Source organism: Stenomitos frigidus ULC18, from assembly GCF_003003795.1.
In the GTDB taxonomy this organism is placed as follows: domain Bacteria; phylum Cyanobacteriota; class Cyanobacteriia; order Leptolyngbyales; family Leptolyngbyaceae; genus Stenomitos; species Stenomitos frigidus_A.
Genome location: NZ_PVWK01000140.1, coordinates 88,969 through 109,251, shown reverse-complemented (window position 1 = coordinate 109,251; position 20,283 = coordinate 88,969). Strand labels below are relative to the sequence as shown.

Genomic DNA, 20,283 nt, shown 5'->3' with positions numbered 1-20,283 from the left:
ATGCGAATTTTGCACCTCCTCAACCACATTCAGGAAATTGGCAACGGCATCGTTAATGCGGCAGTCGATTTAGCATGCCTGCAGGCAGAAGCTGGTCATAAGGTGGTCGTCGCGTCTGCGGGAGGGAGCTATGATCGCCTCTTAGGCCGCTACGGAGTGACCCACGTGCCGCTCGATCAACGCCGTCAACCACTGAATCTGCTGCGGGCGGCTGGGCTGTATCGGACGCTAGTGAAAACCATGCAGCCAGACGTTGTTCACGCTCACATGATGACGGGCATCGTAATCGCATGGACACTCCGAGGACAGTCACCCTACAGACTGGTGTCTACTGTCCACAACGAATTCCAGCGCAGCGCCATTTTAATGGGGTTAGCCGACCGCGTACTTGCCGTCAGTCAGTCAGTAGCAGACTCGATGGCTCAGCGAGGCATCCCCCAAGCAAAACTGCGAGTGGTCTGCAACGGCACGTTGGGCAGTCCGCGCGAACGGTTATCGGAATTGCCGCCTGTCACGCTTCAGCATCCCTCGATCGCCACACTGGCTGGTATGTACCATCGCAAAGGCATTGCAGACCTGATTACGGCGTTTGAGCGTCTGGGAGCAGAGTTCCCAGACGCTCATCTCTATTTAATTGGCAATGGCCCCGATCGCGCCGAATTTGAGGCGCAAGCACACGCTACAGCCGTTGCAAATCGCATTCACTTTGAAGGCTACCAGGCAGAACCCCAGCGCTACTTACACGCTACCGATATTTTCGTCCTCGCCTCGCGTCAGGAGCCGTTTGGTTTAGTCCTATCAGAAGCGCGGGGAGCTGGTTGCGCGATCGTAGCAAGCAATGTTGACGGCATTCCAGAAGCGTTGGATGGTGGCAAAGCAGGTATCCTTGTAGCAACCGCCAAGCCCACAGCATTGGCAGACGCGATCGCCCCCTTACTACGTGATTCTGAGTTGTTGAAGGAGTGGAAAGCGCGATCGCGCCGAAATCTAGACTGGCTGAAAGTAGCACGAGTTCACGCTGAAACAGTGGCAGTGTACTCCGAACTACTTTCGGAATAAACCTGATGGAGAAGTCGGTAATCCATCAGCTTCGGTGTGTTGGTGCGGCGTAACATGCCCTATGAGAGAGACTAATGCAAAAAACGCTCATATTCATCGTGAGCACCAATCCAAAACCAATAATAATCGTCGCCTTTCTTCAAAGCTAAGGCTCGATAGACACCACCGACACGAACAGACCAAAGATGCTTACCGACTTTCTTGAAATGCAGAGAAGGATGAAGTGAATTTTCCTGCCAAAGTTGGTACGTTTTCTGCGCTTGCTCTTTATAGATCAGGTGGCAGTGCCGCATAAGCCTTCCAGAAATCAGCCGTTGCGAAGGACTCCATCTAAATCCCTCACGCTCTCTGCTGCAATCTCTGCTTCTGCTTGAGCCATTAAATGATCTAATTTCCCCGATGCTAGATCGGCTTCAATTTGCCGATCCCAGATCTCATTCAGATAGTCTTGCAGCCACTTTGCAAGATCGCGGACTTCACGCTCTGGTAATTGCTTAATCGCTGCTTCAACATCCAATCGCTTAGTCATACGACCTTCCAGGTTTCAGGAGCATATTCATTCATAGTATTTCCATTATGGCTTGGCAATCAGTACGTCCGTCGTAACCTGGCTAAATCTGAGGCATTTTGAGGAAAGCTTTTAAGCTGCCTGCCTGACAAATCTTTCCGATGGGCGTTGAAACCGCAGCTACAGAGACAAAACCCGCCTACACGGGTTCTCGAAAACCCATGCAAAGCTTAGTCCGCGCAGGCGGACTTGGTGCTTGTAGGCGCGATTTTAATCGCCAGCCCAAAGCTTTTAAGTCCAGTAAAGTACCCTTGCTTGCGGAAAGCGTCGGGCAATTTCTTGCTCAAAAAAGCGACGCAGGGTCTTCATCGTTTCGGTAGCGTAAACATATTTCGTGCCGCCAAACTTGTTGCGTTTGACGCTACGGGTAGACTCGTCCAGGTCAAGGGTTGTGTTGGGGTACCAACTCAGCAGCGCATCCTTGGAGCCGGGTGTAAAGCGGTGAGAAATAAGTTCAAAGGTGAAATCACAATCGAAGTCGATCGCCGCTTCAATGGCATCAAACAACTGGCTGTAGTGAATCTGCCAATCATCGATCGGCATAATCGGCGCAATCACCAGTCCAATCGGATAACCACCGCCACCCTGAGATCGGGGTAAGGCCAGTTGTCGTAGTGCCTGCAGACGCTTAGCGACAAAAGCTGTGCCACCCTCAAGCTTTTGAGCGATCGGAGCTGCATTTACACTCATCCGGCAGCGTGTGCGCCCATTGTGCGGTAGGTCAAGCAGACGATCGACTCCATCAAATTTCGACACCCAACGCAGATGAGCATCAGGTCGCGTACCAAAGTAGCGAATGCATTCGGCAAGGCTACCCGTCAAATGCTCAATACCGAGCGGATCGGTGTAGCAACTGACTTCGTAAGAGGTTATTTGACCGGGACGCTCATACGCTGCCAGGTTCTCTAAAATCTGCGGCAGATTGGCATACGCCCGAATCACCGGTGGCCCTTGCAGACTGCCTGCCAGATAGCAGTACTGACAGTGAGCCGGACAGCCTTCCGCCAAATGAAACTGCCAGTCTGCGGAGGGTGGAATGGGACTGAGCTTAAAGTGACTAGGTGGAGCAACGACAACGGCAAGAGTCCGTTTGGCGATCGCGTAGGTCTCGCGGTCATCTTCACCCCGCAATCCCGTCAGGCGATCGCGCGGCAAGGTTTCAACGGGCAAGTTTAGTGCCTCTACACGCGACAGAATCTGCTGCCCCCAAGGCAACTCCAAGGCTGAAGGCGTGAACAAAACGCGCTCAGGGAGCCACAAGCGCGGAGCGTCAGAAGCGTTTTGAAGCGAGGTCGATCCGGATGACAAGGAACGTTCCGAAACGGTGGTTGTCACAATCAATGTCTTCTCTAAACGTCTCTTTATCGTAATGATTGCACGATCGTGCAATCCGCTTTGACTGAACGGATCTCACCCTATACAGACGAGGGATTACCCATCCTCCTAAGTTTTTCAGCATGAGCGGTTGAATGATAGAAAATGGTCAAGCTGTGGCGACTGGAAATTCAAAGCTTATTTAAATTTTCTGTGAAGATAACGAACAAAAGCTTTTGCAGCGCAGAAAGTAAAACAAAGATCCTGAGGAGTCAAACTTTAGGTGACTGTAGCATGTAAATTTAAGCGCTTAACTGCCTTGAAAATACTGATACGATTGTTTTTTGGAGGTTTCAATCATTATCAGAAGGTCTCATGTTTAACGCAGCTTACATCAGGAAAGATCATCAGACTGCCCATTTTGTTGCTGGATTCATGCCATTTTTGTCTAAAAAAGTGGCTTCCTTTCCCCATCAAAGCAACGACTTTAGTTTGAGCCCTCCTACCAAGGGGTTGAGATTTATGAAAACTCGTGATACATATTAGTCGCGGCTATCGCAGGTAATGATTCTCGTGTTGAGAGAGTAGTGAGGTTCAAGAGGAACCATTTGATCGCCCGTTTCAATACCTTGCTCTGATGACCGTTAGTCAAATTTCGTTTGCAGATGCCTTCAAGTCAAATTCGTGTGTTCCCAGCAAACAGCTCATTCCGTAGTAGCTACTCAATACAGATGGCAATTCTGGTTCTAGTTGTCCAGTCTGCCGCTATTTGAAAGGCTCATTGACGTCAAGTTCGTTTACTAGGGAAAATACCAGTGGCAGATTCAACCGTCGTAGCTGTGCCAAGCAGCTCTGCTCTGAATACAAATGTCAGTGCCAATCCAGTCGCCGCTTCCACCCTCACCACACAAATTGGCAACTCGGCTAATCTTAATAGCAGCCTAACGTCTAGCAGCACCCCTACCAGCGCTGCTGCCACGACACCGATCGCGGCTCCTGCGGTTAACCAATTGGGGTTACGCGCGCAGTATTATCAAGGCAAAGATTTTACCAATCTCAAATGGTCGCAAATTGATCCGAACGTCAATTTCACATGGGGAACGAATGCACCCAACTCGATCGTACCAGCCGATAACTTTGCTGTGCGTTGGACGGGGCAGGTACAGCCCAAATATTCTGAAGCCTATACGTTTTACACCCGATCGGATGACGGCATTCGGTTATGGGTCAATGGTCAACTGTTGATTGATAACTGGACTGATCACGACCTCATAGAAAACAGTGGCGCGATCACCCTTGCAGCAGGACAAGCCTACGATATCAAGCTGGAGTACTACGACAGTACGGGCGGCGCGACATCGCAATTGCTGTGGTCTAGCCCCACACAGGCGAAAGAGATCGTTCCCGCTAGCCAACTGTTTCAGGGTATTAGCACGCTCGCGTTTGCAACGGGTGAACCCGCCAAAAGTGCTAATGCGTTTGTGGATTCGATCGGCATTAACACCCACATTCGCTACTACGACACCGCGTATGGTAATTATCCGTTCATCAAACAAAGTTTGCTCGATCTCGGTGTTCGCCATATTCGCGATGGCGGCAGCGACCCAACCTGGATTCAGCGCATTAATGAGTTAGGGAGTTTAGGGATTAAGTCCACGTTGGTGCTTGACCCCAATATTGGCATTGGGCCGGATGCCTCCTACGACATCAAACCGCCTGGCTATACCGTCGCCAACTTTGTCAAAAATCTCGTGGCGACTGGAGTTGAGGCAGTCGAAATCCTGAATGAATTTGACCTGTTCTCCAGCATTTTTGCCTATAGCCGTAATGGGCAACCCGTCACAGGCAACGGCTGGATTAGCTATGTGCGTGACTTTACACGCGATGTTTACATAGCGCTCAAGTCAGACCCCGCAACGGCCAAAATCCCCATCATCGGGCCATCGTTTGTTTACTCCACCTCTACTAGCGCCGTGGGCGACTTGAGCCAGTGGGTAGACTATGGCAACTTCCACCCATACAACAACCCCAAAAATCCAGGTGACGGTAGTCTGGCGAAAGACTATGCTTTGCGATCGCAGGCCTTTGGCACCAAACCGCTGATTGCAACCGAAGTGGGTTATTCGACTGGCAGTGCCACATCCGATCGACCCGTTACAGAAGCTGTCCAGGGCAAATATATTCCCCGTCTCTTTTTAGAGAGCTTCAATCTGGGCGTACCCCGCACCTTCTCGTATGAGTTGATTGATCAGAAGGCTGATCCAAACAACAGCGAAAACAACTATGGTCTGATCCGTAGCGATGGCACGCCCAAGCCAGCCTACACAGTGCTGAAAAATTTGATTGGCTTGCTCAACGATCCTCAACCCGCTGCAACCGTAACCACGCCAGTTGTTACTACACCAACCCCACTAGGAGCACTCAATTACTCGATCGGCGGCACAGCTCAAAACGTACACCACACGCTGCTACAGAAGAGCAACGGCGAGTTCTACCTGGTACTTTGGGTTGAAGTGCCCAGTACCGATCAATCGGTTAGCCAAAGCGTGACGTTAAACTTCAACACGGCGTTAGGGCAGGCAACCACGTATGCACCCAGTCAATCGATCGCCCCAGTCGCAGCCTATGCGTCACCCACTCAACTTACGCTCAACGTCACAGATGCACCCTTAGTTGTGAAACTGTCAGCCCCAGTCACAGCCGCAGCCGCAGCTACAGCCAGTCTTCCGGCTGCTACAGCACTGACCCCTGTTTAGTAAGGAAATTCCAAGAAAAAATTTACCGTTGGGTACGGGCAGGTTTTGCCAGAGTCTTGTCCTCTAGCCGTTAACCTTGTGGTCAAACCTGCCCGTACGGGTACTTTGTTTACAAGAAAGCGCCTTAAACCCTTAATGCTCTTGCAGCTAACTCTCGCTTTTCGAAGCGGGGGTTAAAGGCGTTTAAACCGTCTGACATGAGAAATGACGCTGTCGATTCCCAACCTCATCAGAAATTTCTGGTGAAGCTGACTTGATGAATCCTGCAACTGGGCGCAGAGTATTGCCTTTCAGGTCTTACTATGGTGAATAAGCGATCGTCCTGGTACAAATGAACCTGGCACTGAGTGAACGAAGAAACGCCCATGTCTCCATCCAAACTTTCTAAACGAGTCTCAACAGCGCTCATCAATGCCCTCAGCGCTGGCGTTGTGCCACGTGTAGGGCTAGAACATATCGCCGTTGGGCGTGAACGGGAAGTCCTAGCCCTGATGCAAGACCTCGACAATATTGCCGAAGGTGGGGCAGCCTTTCGGTTCGTTGTGGGTCGTTACGGAGCTGGTAAGAGCTTTACCCTGCAATTGCTCCGCAACTATGCGATGGAACAAGGTTTTGTCGTGGCTGATGCGGACCTCACCCCCGAACGTCGTTTAGCCGGCAGCAGCGGCTCTAGCGTTGCTACCTATCGCGAATTAATGCACAACCTGGCGACGAAAAGCCGTCCTGACGGTGGTGCACTCACCATTATTTTGGAGCGTTGGATCGCAGGCATCCAAACCCAGGTTGCCCAGGAAACCGGGAAAAAGCCGAACGACGATGGCTTTGACGGTCAGGTAGAAGCCAAAATTCGCGAAGTTGTGAAAGATGTTGCCGATCTGGTCAATGGCTTTGAATTTGCCAACGTCATCATTACTTACTGGTCGGGCTATCGCACAGACGATGACAGCAAGAAAACAGCCGCGTTACGCTGGCTACGCGGCGAATTTGCTACCAAGACAGAAGCACGGGCAGCACTCGGTGTACGGGTAATTATCGACGACGACACCTGGTACGACTACATCAAACTTTTTGCCCGCTTCGTCGCTGATATTGGCTACAAAGGCTTGCTCATCTTCCTGGACGAGGCCATTCACCTATACAAAATCAACACCACGATCGCGCGTCAAAATAATTACGACAAACTGCTGGCAATGTTCAACGATGCCATGCAAGGCAGAGTTAGCCACTTGGGCACCATTATCGGCGGCACACCCCAGCTTTTAGAAGATCCACGTCGCGGACTTTATAGTGACCCAGCCTGGCAGCGTCGCACCGCCAAAAGTCGCTTTGTCAACGTTAGTGCGGAGGATGTTTCGGGGCCAGCGATCTGGCTAGAGCCGTTGAGCAAGGAAGACATTCTGGGGCTCTTGCAGCGCCTCTCAGAAATTCACGCGACCCATCACAATGGCAAGCAACGACTCACAGAGCGAGAGCTTCAGGACTTTTTAGGGGCAGTCACTAGCCGAGTCGGCGCAGAAGCTTTGCTGACTCCCGGCGAAGTAGTGCGCGACTTTATGGGTGTCTTGAGCGTTTTGCAGCAGAATCCTAAAATGACGCTCAGCCAAGTGATGCAAAGTTCAACCTTTCAACCATCGAAAGCTCACAAAGATGAGTCGATCGATGAAACCAGCGAGTTCGCTGAATTTACAGTGTAATTGGACGAGCGGTTCGCCTTCGTTCAGGCTGACGTGTACTCACTGAAACAACGTGAAGTGATGGTCAATGCCAAAAATTATAGGGACGAAGCATCTGGCGAGCAGGCTTTGACTGGTCAGATGCTTCGTCCCTATATGCAACGATGCCGTTCTCTAAGCAGCGCGACGGGTAATCAAGCCCCACAGGAAGATCGCAACGATCGCACCCAGAATCGCTACGACAATGCCGCCAATGCTAAAACCTGGCGCAGCCAGAGCAAACGTTCCTGTCGTCAAGAGGGTAAACAAGGTACCACCAATGAAGGCACCAACGACACCTAAGACCAGCGTTGCCAGAAGACCGCCACCTTGAGTACCAGGATAAATCGCCTTTGCGATCGCGCCAGCAATCAAACCAAGAACAATCCACGCAATAAGATTCATAATTCAACTCTCCTAAAAACCTAAAAACAACAGTTTAGTAGTAATGATTGATACTACTAAAAACACAATCATGTAAATTATACCGCTCACGCAACCCAAATTTTATCGGAACTAGGAAAAACAACGCCTTGATAACAATGCACCTTACAAAGCTGGAGTCGTGAGCGACACAGCAGCGTTATAACAGCAGCAAAAACCCATCAATAGCAATGTCGTGAGGATGACATCGTTAGCGAAATCTTTCTCAAGGTAGATGCTAAGTTTAATTAAATCTGTCTTGGGTAACAGGCGTAGGAGCTAGAACCAACGCTTAGAAGTCTACACAATGTAACGATTATTTTTGCATTTTGACACATGGTGATCGTGGCCCAGATCGTGTGTTTCGTAAGACAAATTTAACGATTATTAGAGGCAGTTTGCAGTGCCTGATCTAACCTCTCCTTATCACCGTCTCGCTCCCTTCATCCAGGAATACATTTATAGCCAGGGTTGGGCAGATCTGCGTCCTGTGCAGGTAGAAGCCTGTCGAGTGCTGTTCGAAACTGATACACATCTGTTAATCGCAGCTGGAACGGCATCAGGCAAAACCGAAGCGGCTTTTCTGCCGGTGCTGACCCTCTTGCACGATCGTCCGCCAAGCAGCGTGGGTGCACTCTACATTGGCCCCATCAAAGCGCTTATTAATGATCAGTTCGATCGCCTCACCGACCTGCTTAAGCAAGCAGACATCCCCGTTTGGGCATGGCATGGCGACGTGGTGCAAAGCCACAAAAACAAGTTGCTGAAGCATCCCAGAGGCATTTTACAAATTACGCCTGAATCGCTAGAAAGCCTGCTGATTAATAAACACAACGAGCTGGAGCGCTTATTTGGCGAACTCCGCTTTGTCATTATTGACGAAATTCATGCCTTCATTGGCTCCGATCGCGGGGCTCAAATTCTCTGTCAGCTGTCCCGGCTGGCTCAATTAACGCAAAACCACCCGCGACGCATCGGGCTATCGGCCACGCTGGGCGACTACGGCATGGCAGAAGACTGGTTGAGATCGGGCACACAGCGCTCCGTCACAACCCCTCATCTACCGGCTGCGCCGCGCACCATTCAACTGGCGTTGGAGCATTTCTACACATCCAGCCTCACTGTGCGGGCGAAAGGCGATACACGAGACGCGGCTTTCAACCCCTATCAGCGCCATTTATTCGAGCAGAGCCAATCCCGCAAGTGTCTGATCTTTGCCAACGGACGCACCGAAACAGAAACTGTGATTGCTTCTCTACGGCAAATTGCCCAGGCTAAAGGCTTTCCTGACGTGTATCACGTCCACCACGGCAGCATTGCAGCACCGCTCCGAGAAGCTGCCGAAAACGCCATGCGTGACCCAACCAGCCCCACTGTGACGGCGGCAACCGTCACGTTTGAGATGGGCATCGACTTAGGACAACTCGATCGCGTGATTCAGCTAGAAGCCCCGCCATCGGTGGCGAGCTTTTTACAAAGGCTGGGGCGATCGGGTCGGCGAGGCAGTCCAGCCGACATGCGGTTTGTCTGCGCTGAAGACAAACCGACAGGTGGTGAATCGTTGCCCGAGCTCATTCCGTGGCAACTGCTTCAGTGCATTGCAGTCATTCAGCTTTATTTAGAGGAAAAGTGGATCGAGCCGATCGCACCGTTACACTACCCATTCAGCCTGCTATATCAGCAAACCATGAGCACGCTCGTCGCTCTGGGTGAACTGTCTCCCGCTGCCCTCGCACAACAGGTTCTCACGCTGCCACCCTTTCGCTCGATCTCACAGGACGATTTTCGCCAGGTGCTACGCCACTGGATCGAGCTAGACCACATTCAACGCACCAAGGAAAACGGACTCATTGTTGGGATGACCGCTGAGCGGATTGTCAAAAACTTTAAGTTCTATGCCATCTTCCCCGACAACGAAGAATACGCCGTTTGGAGCGATGGGGTAGAGTTGGGCACCGTGGTCGTGCCGCCTGCCATCGGTGATCGCCTTGCACTGGCTGGACGCGTCTGGGAAGTCACCGAAGTCAACAATCGCCGCAAAGTACTTCAAGTCAAACCCGCGATCGGCACCTCGACGGTTTCCTGGCGTGGGAGCAGCGGCAATATTCACACGCGCGTTTTAGAGCGCATGCGGCAGGCATTGCTAGAAGACACGGACTATCTCTACCTGCAACCTGGTGCCAAAGCGCGTTTAGCGGCGGCTCGTCAACTCGCGCAGAAAGAAGGGTTTGAGAGCAGTCGCCTCTTTCCGCTAGAAGGGAACGCCTGCTGCATTTTGCCCTGGGCAGGCACGATCGCCGTTCGCACCCTGGAGCGGTTTTTACGGTTGCACTGTCGAGAGGCGCTAAAAATTAAGGGCGTGGTCGGGCGATCGCCGTACTTCCTGGTGGTCAACATGGGCAAATGCAATACCGTCAGCCTCTATCACGAGATCAAATCGATCGGCAGTCGTCGTCTCACCGCAGACGAGTTGCTAGGCGAAGAGGAAGTACCCAAACTGCAAAAGTACGACGAGTTCATCCCTTCCGATCTACTTCGTCGCGCGTTTGCAGCCGATCAACTCGATATCGAAGACTTAGGCAGAACGGTGAGTGATTGGTAGTCACTGTATCAGATTTTTGCCATATTACACCTTTAGATAGATGTATAAGTGTGAGCTTTAATCCGGTTTCGAGCCATTTCTCGTTCTGAAGGTTAGACTGATTTGAACGTTCGATCGCTTGGCTAATCCGCGATCGCTTCACGCAGTGATTAGTCAACGCTCACGCTTGTACCGTTACGCGATACCGCTATGCCAGAAGAGCAACCGATCATCGTCGATTTGGGCATGTCTGACCATGACTACCTCCAGCAGCTTGCTTGCGGTTGTAACCCCGTGAAAGCATACCGTGATCAGTTGTACCAGACCGTGCTCATCAACTACGGCATGACGGCAGTAGGAGCTACATCCGTTGCCCCCTTGATCGACAAGCTAGACTGCTCTATCGAAGAGAAACTTGTCGTGAACCAGTCCTTGAACTATCTTTGGCAGCAGCTCACCGGGCAGCGAGAAACCCACATAGGGTGAAACTGCGTAGGCAAACCTTAACTTGCAAGCGCGATCGCCATCGGGCAGTTGACGCAAGAAACAGTAGGCATTAGGACTGACGCATGTGCCCCCACCCAATTCTGGGAGCTTTAAATGAGTGCGGTTCCCCCAACTTTGGGGGCTAGGGGGCGAACTCTAGCAGTTGCATAAGCTCTAGGTGTATTGCTAGTGAACTCGATCAGTCCCAATCATACTAATGCCAGAAGATAGCACTTGCAGATGACCGTCCGTAGGGGCGTACGGCCGTACGCCCCTACGAGGGTGTGTAAATGGAATTGAGCGAATTGGTATCAGTTCACCCTGGCGCGAAAGCGAATAAAGCCATAGGAGTTGGTCGGCGTACCCGGTGCAGTGGCGTTGGGCAAATTCGCTGGACTCTTAACCACGTTTACGACCACCGCTCCGTTGGTATTGGCAGCCGCACAGGAAACCGAAGGAGTGGCACCAGGGTTGAAGAACTGTCCTTCGTCGCTGTCAGGCACGTTAGTCAGGTTGGTTGACGTAGCACCGATCGTCAGGTTAATACCCGATTCTGGGGCACCACTAAAAGAATTGGGCACAAAGGTGCTGTTGGTGGGAACTAGATCACATAGGTTGATATTTGTGGAAGGGACGCTACCTGCCGAGAGGAAATAGATCGTGTACTCCAGTACATCCCCCGGTCTCACGACTCCCCCATTCAAGGCACCCCGCAGATAGGTGCTGATGTTGCTGCTAGCATCTAATGGCGTGGGCCAATTGGCAGCATTGTCATTGGTGGAACCGGGATCATCTACCGAAGTAGGAACGTTAACCGTATTAATGGCTGTAATCCGCTTGACCAGAACTAAGGCAGGTACATCCGCAATCACAGTCAGTACATCCGAGGTGGGTTTGGGATTCGTAATGCCTTCGTTGGTGCTGAGGGTGCCAGCAGCCAGAGTGTTGGTATAAGTGCCGGAGACTGAAGCTTTGACGCTGACCGTCACGGAGCAAAGCCCATTCGCTGGTACCGTTGCGCCACTGAGGGCGACGGACGTGGCACCCGATGTGGCGGTAACGGTGCCACCAGCACAGGTGGTTGAGGCATTGGCGGTTGGGGCGATCGTTAAACCAGCGGGCAAATTGTCCGTCAGAGCGGCATTGGTGAGGGGGAACAGATTGGCATTCAAGACGTTGATGGTCAATGTTGCCACCGTACCTGCCGAAATTGAATTGGGGGTGAATGCCTTACTCAGGGCAGCAGATGCCAAGGTTGTGAGGGTTGCGCTGGCGGCGCTGGCGTTCGTTGCGCCCTCCTGAGTGGTGACGCCATTGGCAGGGATCGTGTTAATCGTATTGCCTGCGACCAAGTTGGTGATATTCACGGAAACAGTGCAGGTCTGTCCAGCGGTCAGGCTGACTCCAGTGACCGTAAAACTTGTCCCATTCGGCGTTGCTGAGACACTACCACCGCTACAGGTTGTGGTGGCATTGGGAACCGCCGCCACAACCATCCCGGCAGGCATGTTGTCCACAAACCGTAAACTGCTGAGGGGAGCAGCATTTGGGTTCGTAATGGTGACGGTCAATACGGCTGGATCACCGCCCTGGATCGCCACCGGGCTGATCGCCTTATTCAAGTTCACCGTCATGTTGGTCTTGGTCAGGGTCGCTGTGCTCGTCTGGAAATTGGTGCGCCCCTGATCGTTGGTTAGGGTATTGGCTGAGATGGTGTTGGTGGATGTGCCCGTGTTGGGGGAAGTCACATCGACGGATACCGTACAGATGCCAGGAACTGCACCAACCTGGGCAGGAATGGTGCCCCCCGTTAGACGCACAGAGCCGCCACCGGCATTCGCCGTGACTGTGCCACCGCAGGTAGTGGTGGGATTGGGCGACGATGCAACGGTGACCACCTGGGCACCCGTTGGGAGGTTATCGGTAATCGCGGCATTGGTGATCGCGGTGGTGAGGGCGTTGCTCAGGGTCAGAGTGAGGCGACTTCTGCCTCCCGGCACGATGGTGCTGGGGAAAAATGCTTTAGAAACACTGACCACATCCAGGATAGTGAGATTGGCTGTAGCGGCAGATGCGTTGGAGTTGCCCTGGGCGGTGGTGATGCCACCAGCGGGGATGGTGTTGCCATACACTCCAGGGGTGTTTCCGGTCACGGTGACTGTGACTCGGCAATTGCTGCCGCTGTTCAAGGAGGCACCGGATAGCACGATCGCCCCACCGCCCGCAGGTGCCGTCACTGATCCGCCGCTACAGGTTGTGGAAGCGCTGGGAGTAGCAGCAAGAACTACACCCGTTGGTAAATTATCGGTCACGCCCAGGCTGGAGACAGCCACTCCAGCGTTATTGGTGATCTGAATGGTGAGTACTGATGTGGCACCCGGCGCGATCGCCGTTGTACCAAAGCTCTTGGACAGGGTCATTCCGCTGCCCCCACCTGCCAATGCATTGATTGTCAGATTGGCAGTTGCCGCTGCGATGTTCGTCACATTTTGAGTGTTGGTCAGGGCACTGGCTGGAATGGTGTTAGTCCGAGTACCCGTCACACCTGTGACGTTAGTGACGTTAAACCGAAACGTACAGACACCACGGCTAGAAGTACCGCCAACTGGGGTTGAGGCGGCGGGAATAGTCGCACCACTAAGCGACACGCTGGTTCCAGCCGCAGTAGCGCTGACCGTTCCACCTGTGCAAGTCGTTGAAGCCGTGGGCGGGTTGGCAATTTGTAGTCCAGCGGGGAGGCTATCAGTGACAGCCGCATTGGTCAACGCGATGAACTGGGCATTGTTGATGGTAATAGTCAGGGTTGAGGGTTGCCCCTGGAAGATCGACGTTGGGCTGAAGCTCTTGGAAATGGGGGCATCTGCCTGGGCATTGAGCGTGGCGGTAAAGGCGCTCGTATTCGTGATACCACGGCTATTGGTGATGGCTCCGGCGGGGACACTGTTGGTGAAAGAAGCGGCACTGGATGCCGTGACTAAAACCGTCACTTGGCAGTTGCCGCTAGCAGGAATGTTGCCACCTGCCAGCGACACACTGAATGCACCCGGTACAGCAGTGACGGTGCCGCCGCAGGTCGTGGTTGGGCTGGGGGTTGCTGCTAGCGTGACTCCGGCTGGCAAATTATCGGTCAAGGCGGTGCCCGGAACATTGATAGCATTGCCGTTGTTCAGCGTAATCGTCAGTCTGGAAACCCCTGCGACTGGAATCGTATTGGGTGCAAAGGCTTTGCTGGCCGAAATCGCGCTCAGCGTTTTGACTTGCAGGGTGGCGCTAGCTGCTTGAGGGCTGGTCTGTCCTTGGGCGGTGGTCAACGCATTGGCTGGAATGGTGTTGACCGAGTTGCCGGAAACAACGGAAACAACATCGACCGTAAACTGGCAACTGCCATCCACAAACCCCGTACGACCAGGGACAGTGCCACCCGTAAGGGATGCGTTTGTGCTGCCTGCGATCGCCCCGACACTGCCACCGCAGGTATTGGTAATATTCGGATTCGGCGCAATCGTCATGCCCACTGGCAAATTATCGGTCACCGCTGCCGCAGTCAGAGGCGTTGTGTTGCTGTTGTAAAGCACTACCGTCAAGGTTGAGACATCCCCCGGATTGACACTGATAGGAGAAAAGAACTTGTTGATCGCAGCATTTGCCAGTACCGCCGGGGCGTAGGAAACCAGTGCGCAACCGGTCACAAGACCGGCAAGTTGGGGCATTGCTCTAGACAAATCTCGCCGCATCCATTTCAGCAGCGATCGCGATTTCACACGACTCATGGGTTCTCTCACAAAGGATTTAGGGCAGGGCAACATTGAAATATTTGTCAGTAAAGGATTACGCTTTTAACGATACCTTCGCCAAAAAAAACAAAATAATTTGTGCAAAAAAACCACCTGTAGGGGCAAAGCATTCGGCTAATCGCTTCGGTTAGTGTCCCAAGATTTTTACGAATGCTTTGCCCTTCCGGGCAGCAGGTTGGCGAAGGTATTGTTTTAAGAATTCCAGTTTTTTGCATGTTTAATTTTTAATTTTTAATTCAAGCACCACAGCATTCATTGCCGGTTCTGAGATGCCGTACCGGGGATGGGTAGTGATTGCACTGACTTATGGATTCAGGAGGGTGGCAGCAGATGAAACGCTGCCAGGGAAGGGTATTTCAGGAACAGGAGTGGGGGATAAAAGAGATGAGGACAGTGGGTGAGAAGAAGTCGTAGTGATGGATGTTGAGGGTTGCTTCTGGGGTGGAGCAATACGCTGTTGACCGAAGCCATTGAAGAGTTCGTTGAGTTTGATGGTGACACCGAGGTAGGGACCACCAGAGGAGCGGGAGTTGCCGTCGAAGTCGCGATCGCCCACTCTGCCAAACATATAGCCTGCCGCAAGACGTAGATTTGGGGTCAGATAATAGCCCACTTCTGCAACCAGACCTGTTTCGCTGTAACCGACTCCAGGCTGATTGATCCAGCGAGCTTCACCGACGAGATCCCACTTGTAGCCAAGGCGGTAGGTGGCGCGTGCCTGACCGAGAGTGACAAGTCCCGTATTTACGAAATCATCTGCCAGATAAGACGTGCTGCTTCGGAGGGCAAATTTGCCATAGAACTCCCAGCGCCAGTTAGGGGCATAGATCGCTTCTGCTGCAAGGACATGATCAACGGAGCCAGTGCCCGTACCAAACAGAATGGTGTCGGGGATGGTAGAAGGATTTTTGCGGTACTCATAGCGCAGCAGGGCATTGAACTTATCATCGTTAGGATCGCGGTAGGCCAGACCCAGCTTTAACGTGGCGGTGTCGCCCAGCCCAGTGAGCTTTTGGTTAGCAGCGTTGGCTTGCTGATAGCGCACCAAAGCTGTTAAGGAGGGGGAAATTTTGCCCGTAGCGGCAGCAGAAATCACCGTATTGTTCCCCTGTGAGGACGTGCGGTGTTCAAACCGGGCGCTTGCCTGGAAGTCAGGATTATCGGTATAGGCGATGCCAACGCTGTAGGTGTCGCCAGATTGCAGTCCGATCGATGCGCTCGACTGACCAGGGGCAAAGGGTTGAGCAAATTGGCTTCCGGCAGCCGTTCTGCCCGAAAAGCTGCCAAACACATGCTCATACGCCAGATCCATCTTCAGACCGCGTGCCAGGACGATCTGGTGGCTGATGCCCGCTGTTCCATACATGGTCATCGCATCAGAGCTTCTGAGCAACGAGAGCCGTCCGCTCAAAGTAGTATTGGCACCGAGCTTATAGTCTCCAGCCACACCCAAGCTGGTAATGGACTGTCCAGCAAACTGTCCTCGTGTGTAAAACTGCTGCGCCAGTTGAAGGTTGATACCGGGCATTGCCTGCCAGTTCAGAGCCAGCAGGGTGCGATCGTTATACACCGCATCAGTCTGAGCCGACAGTGTAGTTTCGTTTTGTGCCAGAAAGGTCAGGCGGGAGTTGAGCGGAATGGTGAGGCGAGATCGCAACTGGTCAGAGGTGGTGTTGAAGACGGAGTTTGTGCGATCGGAGCGATCGCGGTGGAACCAGTCGATCGCCAGTTCCGCCGATTCCAGCTTCTGCACCACTCCCGCCGCAATGGTGGTCAGCGAGTTGTCTACTCTAGAACCAGGCACCGCTTCTAGTCGGGGTGTCAGCAAGTCTTCCAGCGTATTCAGCGGACGTGGTGCAATCCCTTTGTTATCTTCATGATCGTACTGAAAGCGGAGTGCTGTGATGGGGGAGAGCTTGGCAGCGAGCTGGGCACCATAACGGGTTTGACCTGCCACAAAGCTTACCGTCGCGTTATTAGCAAACCCGGTTTCGGCAGAGCGGAAATAGGCACGTCCATGAATGCCATTGGCAATGTCTCCTTCCAGTTCTGCCCGGTAGGCTGCACCGCTGACCCGACCCAGTGTGTCAGAGAGGTTGCTGGAGTGGGCGTATTCGGCAATCAGACGAGCACTGGAACCCAAAGAAATGAAGGCATCGGCACCGTACAGTTCAAAATCGCGGTTGCCCTGGTCTTCTTTTAAGTAGGTTGCGCCAATCCAGCTTTCCCGGTTCTGCTCCCGTGCGAGATGATAAACGGCTCGTCCGGCATAAATGCTGTTGTTGGAACCGGGCGTATCGTACTGGTAGGTGACGACAATCCGACGCACTAGTGTTTCGCCATCGCTGCCGATAGCGGTTCGCAAAACAGGCTGACGGAACAACAAGGTGCCGCGATCGTAGTCAATCTCGTAATCTGGCCCCCGACTGAGAGATTTACGTTCAATCACTGTTCCCAGACGATTCAACTCTTCCAGTTCCAGGAACACATTTTCACTGCCTTCGACCAGCAAGCGACGCGACATAAAGTAAAAGCCACTGGTGCCATCGGGAGCGATCGTGTCGCGCTGAAAGCCCTGCACGTTGTTGCCGTAAAAGCCTGTCAGTTGCAGGTTGCCAAGATTGTAGTTGACCTTCAAGCCATGCAGTTGGCGGGTAATAGCGGTGAACTCCTGCGATCGCCGCGCAAACTCCTCGGTGTTGTAGTCGCCCCACATGGCATAGTCAATGCCAGCACCGAGCACAGGCGAAGTCCGCTCCAGTCGCAAATAGAGACTATCGGTAGATGGAGCCAGGATCGTGGACTGGGAATTGTCGCCATAGGTGGGATAAACCTGATCACAGGACTGGGTATCGCGGAACAGGCGCGTGGTGCCGTCACAAGTCTGGTTCAGGTTACGGTTGCTGTTGTAAGCCCCGGTGAATAGCCATTCGCCAATTTTCCCGGTGGCAAACACGGCTCCCCGCACATCTAACTCATAGCGGTTGTTGCGATCGGCGGGTAGAAAACCTCGGAAGCTATCGTAAAAATTAGTGCCCCGTTTGCCGAAGCGAATATCGATGACGCCAGTGGCGATCGATGGACGCAGGTTGGTTTCAAACAGGAGTTGGGTAAAGGCTTCCAGGCTTCCAGATAGCGCCCGGATATTGACTGTTCTGGCATTTAGGCTAGAGCGCAACGACGCAGTAAACTGCCCCTGCATTGCCTTCACCTGAAATCCCGGCTGATCGGGACTGGCATCTGCGCCCACAAATTCACCTTCGGAGGCTATCAGCGTGACGATCTCATCCCGATTTGAATGGTTGCCTTTGTCATCCAGCAGTTGCCCTTGAATCGTGGCAGTCGATCGCCCATCCGCCGGAATCCTTGTTTCAACAGAACTAATGGCAATCTGTTTCACATCACCACGCACCTGTACCTGCACGGTCGCCAGCGCGCCCGCCACGCCATTACTTACAGCTTGTGCACTCAGAGTGTTTTCGCCCTCTTTCAGTGCCACCCCATACCAGATCTGCGTCACAATACCAGTCGTTTTGTCTGTCTCTGTGCGTCCGATCAGGCTGTCGGATACTTTCGCACCATTGACTTTCAGTTCAATTTGGCTGCCCTGGGGATATTGCAAAACCACAGTGGCAGCGGGGACATCCAGGAGGGTTTGAGCAATCGGTGTCAAAATCCGGACTTCACTGGGAGCCAGGGAGGCAGGGGAGGCAGACGGGGATGGCTGCAGTGTTGAAATGGATGGAATGATTTCAGGGGCAGCGATCGGAGCTAATTGAACAACCGGACTGGGTGCTACTGATGGTTGAGGGCTAACAAGTTCACTTCCTGGCGTATTGTCTGTAAGTACTTGAGCAGTTGTGGCAGATGGCCTTTCTGTGGCGGGAGTAACTGCCTTCGCTGGTGTCTTGAGCCAGAACAATAACAGCAATTCAGTGGTCAGTGACAGCCAGAGTAAATAAGAGTTCAGGTAACGTTTCTGCGCTTTCATGGTTTAGCTCCCCCAGCAGAAGGAGTGACAGCAAAGTTCATCCGCACCATGCCGTTGGGTTCTAAATGCACCAGGCGGGACTGGCTATTGCGTTCGTTGAAGTAAAGATTGGGAGCCAGGGTGTAGCCCAGAATGCTGCTCAGATCGAGGACACCCGTGCGGTATCCTGGCAGCACATTGGCAACCGAGTACAGACCGTCTTTATCAGTGGTGATACGGTTCCCGTCATCCATGAAGATGACCGCGTTGGGTACTCCTGCTTCTCCAGGCTGCTGTTCGCCATCGAAGTTTTTATCTACAAACACGCGCCCGATGATGGTGCCGCAGTCGGTGATGATGCCAGAGCGAAGCCGAAGCTGGTGAATGGCTGGGCCGTCTTTCACACCAAAGCCGTTATCGGCTCGCTTCCCGAAGACGATCGCGCTATTCCGTCCCTTGCCGCGCACTGCATCTGGTGTCACTACAGCTGCGTAAGCAATGTTCATGACAGCACTGGGGTCGGTTGCGCCCTGTGGTAGGGCAGTACCAATGCTGAACGTAACGGTAGAGCCACTCTGCGTCGTTGTAATCGGAACGGCAGTGCCACGAAAATCGCCTCGTACTGCTTTCGGTAAAAAGCGGAAGCCCAGCGGAAGCGTGTCAGTAACGGTCAAACTGTTGATGGCAGCACTGGAGAGGTTTCTGATCAAGAGACGGTAGATGACGGTATCGCCTGGTTCTGCCGTTGCCCGATCGCCCGTTTTGATAATCTGAATCTCCTGTGCCTGACAAACTCCAGCCCCAAAGTTGAGCGCGGCAAGCACCAGGCTGGTTTGTGCAGCATCCTGAATCGTAATGGTGCTGGTGACGGAGGTTTCATTGCTGCCGCTGTTAATCGGTCTGCCATCGATCGCCGTTGCCGTGTAAGCAACCTGATTGCCATTGCGTGCCCCGATCGTTAAGCGAAACCGTCGCTGAGCGTAAATCGAATTGCGTGGCGGATTGACCACCAGAACGTAGGAGCGTCCCGAATCTAGCTGCCCTTTCTGCGGGTCAAGCAGGAAGTTGTAAGTGCCGCGATCGCTATTAGTGAGCGAGAATGGATTGCTGTTTTCGGTGTTGGGTGCCTGACCTTCTGGAATCCCGTTGCCTGGCTTGTCCGGCACCTCTGTTGGTGTCAACGAAAGGAGTCGTCCCAGATTGACGCCAGTCGGGTCTCCTGTGTCAGAGGCATACAGCGCAATGCTGAACCCGGTGTAATCACTTAACGCCTCTCCGGCACAGCCCACAATGCGCCCCAAAGGGTCAACCAGGCTTGGCGTAAACGCGCCCCCAATCTGGTTCGTCACGTTCAAAATCTGAACCGACTGAGTCAAACCGCAGTTCTGGCTATTGCCCGTTTGCGGATCGCACAGCGGTTGATTAATCGCGTCGTACTGGTAAGATGCTGTATTTTGTAGCCGAACACTCGGTATAGCGCTTGCCGCCGCAGGTGTCGGAGTTTGCGCCTGCGCCATCGTCGTCGGCAGCATACTACTGAGTAACAGCGTGGCTGCCAACTGTTTTAAAGATCTGGGAAAAGTCTGATGTGACATCGGTGCATCCAAAAAGCATGCATAA

General features: G+C 52.9%; 12 protein-coding genes. 5 read left to right on the top strand and 7 right to left on the bottom strand.

The features are described from left to right. Positions 1–1,059, top strand: coding sequence for a glycosyltransferase family 4 protein (locus C7B82_RS25750; RefSeq protein ID WP_106259616.1), 1,059 nt, complete (start codon positions 1–3; stop codon positions 1,057–1,059). A 71-nt stretch (positions 1,060–1,130) separates the two neighbouring features. On the opposite strand, the gene C7B82_RS25745 is transcribed toward C7B82_RS25750, so the two are convergent. From C7B82_RS25745 to C7B82_RS25735, 3 genes are all read right to left on the bottom strand, one after another. Next, positions 1,131–1,352, bottom strand: coding sequence for a ParE family toxin-like protein (locus C7B82_RS25745; protein ID WP_245940094.1), 222 nt, complete (start codon positions 1,350–1,352; stop codon positions 1,131–1,133). 14 nt (positions 1,353–1,366) lie between these two features. Further along, positions 1,367–1,588 (bottom strand): hypothetical protein, encoded by a 222-nt coding sequence (locus C7B82_RS25740; protein ID WP_106259615.1) that lies wholly within the window; start codon positions 1,586–1,588, stop codon positions 1,367–1,369. Positions 1,589–1,858: 270 nt separating this feature from the next. Then, on the bottom strand, positions 1,859–2,962 hold the full coding sequence (locus C7B82_RS25735) for a spore photoproduct lyase family protein (RefSeq protein ID WP_245940093.1): 1,104 nt from the start codon (positions 2,960–2,962) through the stop codon (positions 1,859–1,861). Positions 2,963–3,756: 794 nt separating this feature from the next. On the opposite strand from C7B82_RS25735, the gene C7B82_RS25730 reads away from it, so the two are divergent. Then, positions 3,757–5,697, top strand: coding sequence for a PA14 domain-containing protein (locus C7B82_RS25730; protein WP_181357689.1), 1,941 nt, complete (start codon positions 3,757–3,759; stop codon positions 5,695–5,697). Between the two features lie 365 nt (positions 5,698–6,062). Beyond that, positions 6,063–7,391, top strand: a complete 1,329-nt coding sequence (locus C7B82_RS25725) for an ATP-binding protein (protein WP_106259678.1) — start codon at positions 6,063–6,065, stop codon at positions 7,389–7,391. A gap of 153 nt (positions 7,392–7,544) precedes the next feature. Here C7B82_RS25725 and C7B82_RS25720 read toward each other — a convergent pair whose 3' ends face one another. Next, positions 7,545–7,814: a GlsB/YeaQ/YmgE family stress response membrane protein gene (locus C7B82_RS25720; protein WP_106259613.1), complete on the bottom strand. Its 270-nt coding sequence runs from the start codon at positions 7,812–7,814 to the stop codon at positions 7,545–7,547. Positions 7,815–8,235: 421 nt separating this feature from the next. On the opposite strand from C7B82_RS25720, the gene C7B82_RS25715 reads away from it, so the two are divergent. Both C7B82_RS25715 and C7B82_RS25710 read left to right on the top strand, forming a co-directional pair. Continuing rightward, complete coding sequence (locus C7B82_RS25715; RefSeq protein WP_106259612.1) at positions 8,236–10,434, top strand: DEAD/DEAH box helicase; 2,199 nt, start codon at positions 8,236–8,238, stop codon at positions 10,432–10,434. 189 nt (positions 10,435–10,623) lie between these two features. Further along, complete coding sequence (locus C7B82_RS25710; protein ID WP_106259611.1) at positions 10,624–10,899, top strand: hypothetical protein; 276 nt, start codon at positions 10,624–10,626, stop codon at positions 10,897–10,899. 311 nt (positions 10,900–11,210) lie between these two features. On the opposite strand, the gene C7B82_RS25705 is transcribed toward C7B82_RS25710, so the two are convergent. From C7B82_RS25705 to C7B82_RS25695, 3 genes are all read right to left on the bottom strand, one after another. Next, positions 11,211–14,669: a beta strand repeat-containing protein gene (locus C7B82_RS25705; RefSeq protein ID WP_181357687.1), complete on the bottom strand. Its 3,459-nt coding sequence runs from the start codon at positions 14,667–14,669 to the stop codon at positions 11,211–11,213. Positions 14,670–14,997: 328 nt separating this feature from the next. Further along, complete coding sequence (locus C7B82_RS25700) at positions 14,998–18,684, bottom strand: hypothetical protein (RefSeq protein ID WP_106259609.1); 3,687 nt, start codon at positions 18,682–18,684, stop codon at positions 14,998–15,000. Beyond that, positions 18,681–20,258: a DUF11 domain-containing protein gene (locus C7B82_RS25695; protein WP_245940092.1), complete on the bottom strand. Its 1,578-nt coding sequence runs from the start codon at positions 20,256–20,258 to the stop codon at positions 18,681–18,683. The genes C7B82_RS25700 and C7B82_RS25695 overlap by 4 nt, the downstream gene beginning before the upstream one ends. Positions 20,259–20,283: the final 25 nt, after the last annotated feature.

Coding starts and splice junctions, on each gene's coding strand:
- C7B82_RS25720 (WP_106259613.1), bottom strand. CDS start 7,814: ATGAATCTTATTGCGTGGATTGTTCTTGGTTTGATTGCTGGCGCGATC.
- C7B82_RS25710 (WP_106259611.1), top strand. CDS start 10,624: ATGCCAGAAGAGCAACCGATCATCGTCGATTTGGGCATGTCTGACCAT.
- C7B82_RS25745 (WP_245940094.1), bottom strand. CDS start 1,352: ATGCGGCACTGCCACCTGATCTATAAAGAGCAAGCGCAGAAAACGTAC.
- C7B82_RS25725 (WP_106259678.1), top strand. CDS start 6,063: ATGTCTCCATCCAAACTTTCTAAACGAGTCTCAACAGCGCTCATCAAT.
- C7B82_RS25705 (WP_181357687.1), bottom strand. CDS start 14,669: ATGAGTCGTGTGAAATCGCGATCGCTGCTGAAATGGATGCGGCGAGAT.
- C7B82_RS25750 (WP_106259616.1), top strand. CDS start 1: ATGCGAATTTTGCACCTCCTCAACCACATTCAGGAAATTGGCAACGGC.
- C7B82_RS25700 (WP_106259609.1), bottom strand. CDS start 18,684: ATGAAAGCGCAGAAACGTTACCTGAACTCTTATTTACTCTGGCTGTCA.
- C7B82_RS25740 (WP_106259615.1), bottom strand. CDS start 1,588: ATGACTAAGCGATTGGATGTTGAAGCAGCGATTAAGCAATTACCAGAG.
- C7B82_RS25695 (WP_245940092.1), bottom strand. CDS start 20,258: ATGTCACATCAGACTTTTCCCAGATCTTTAAAACAGTTGGCAGCCACG.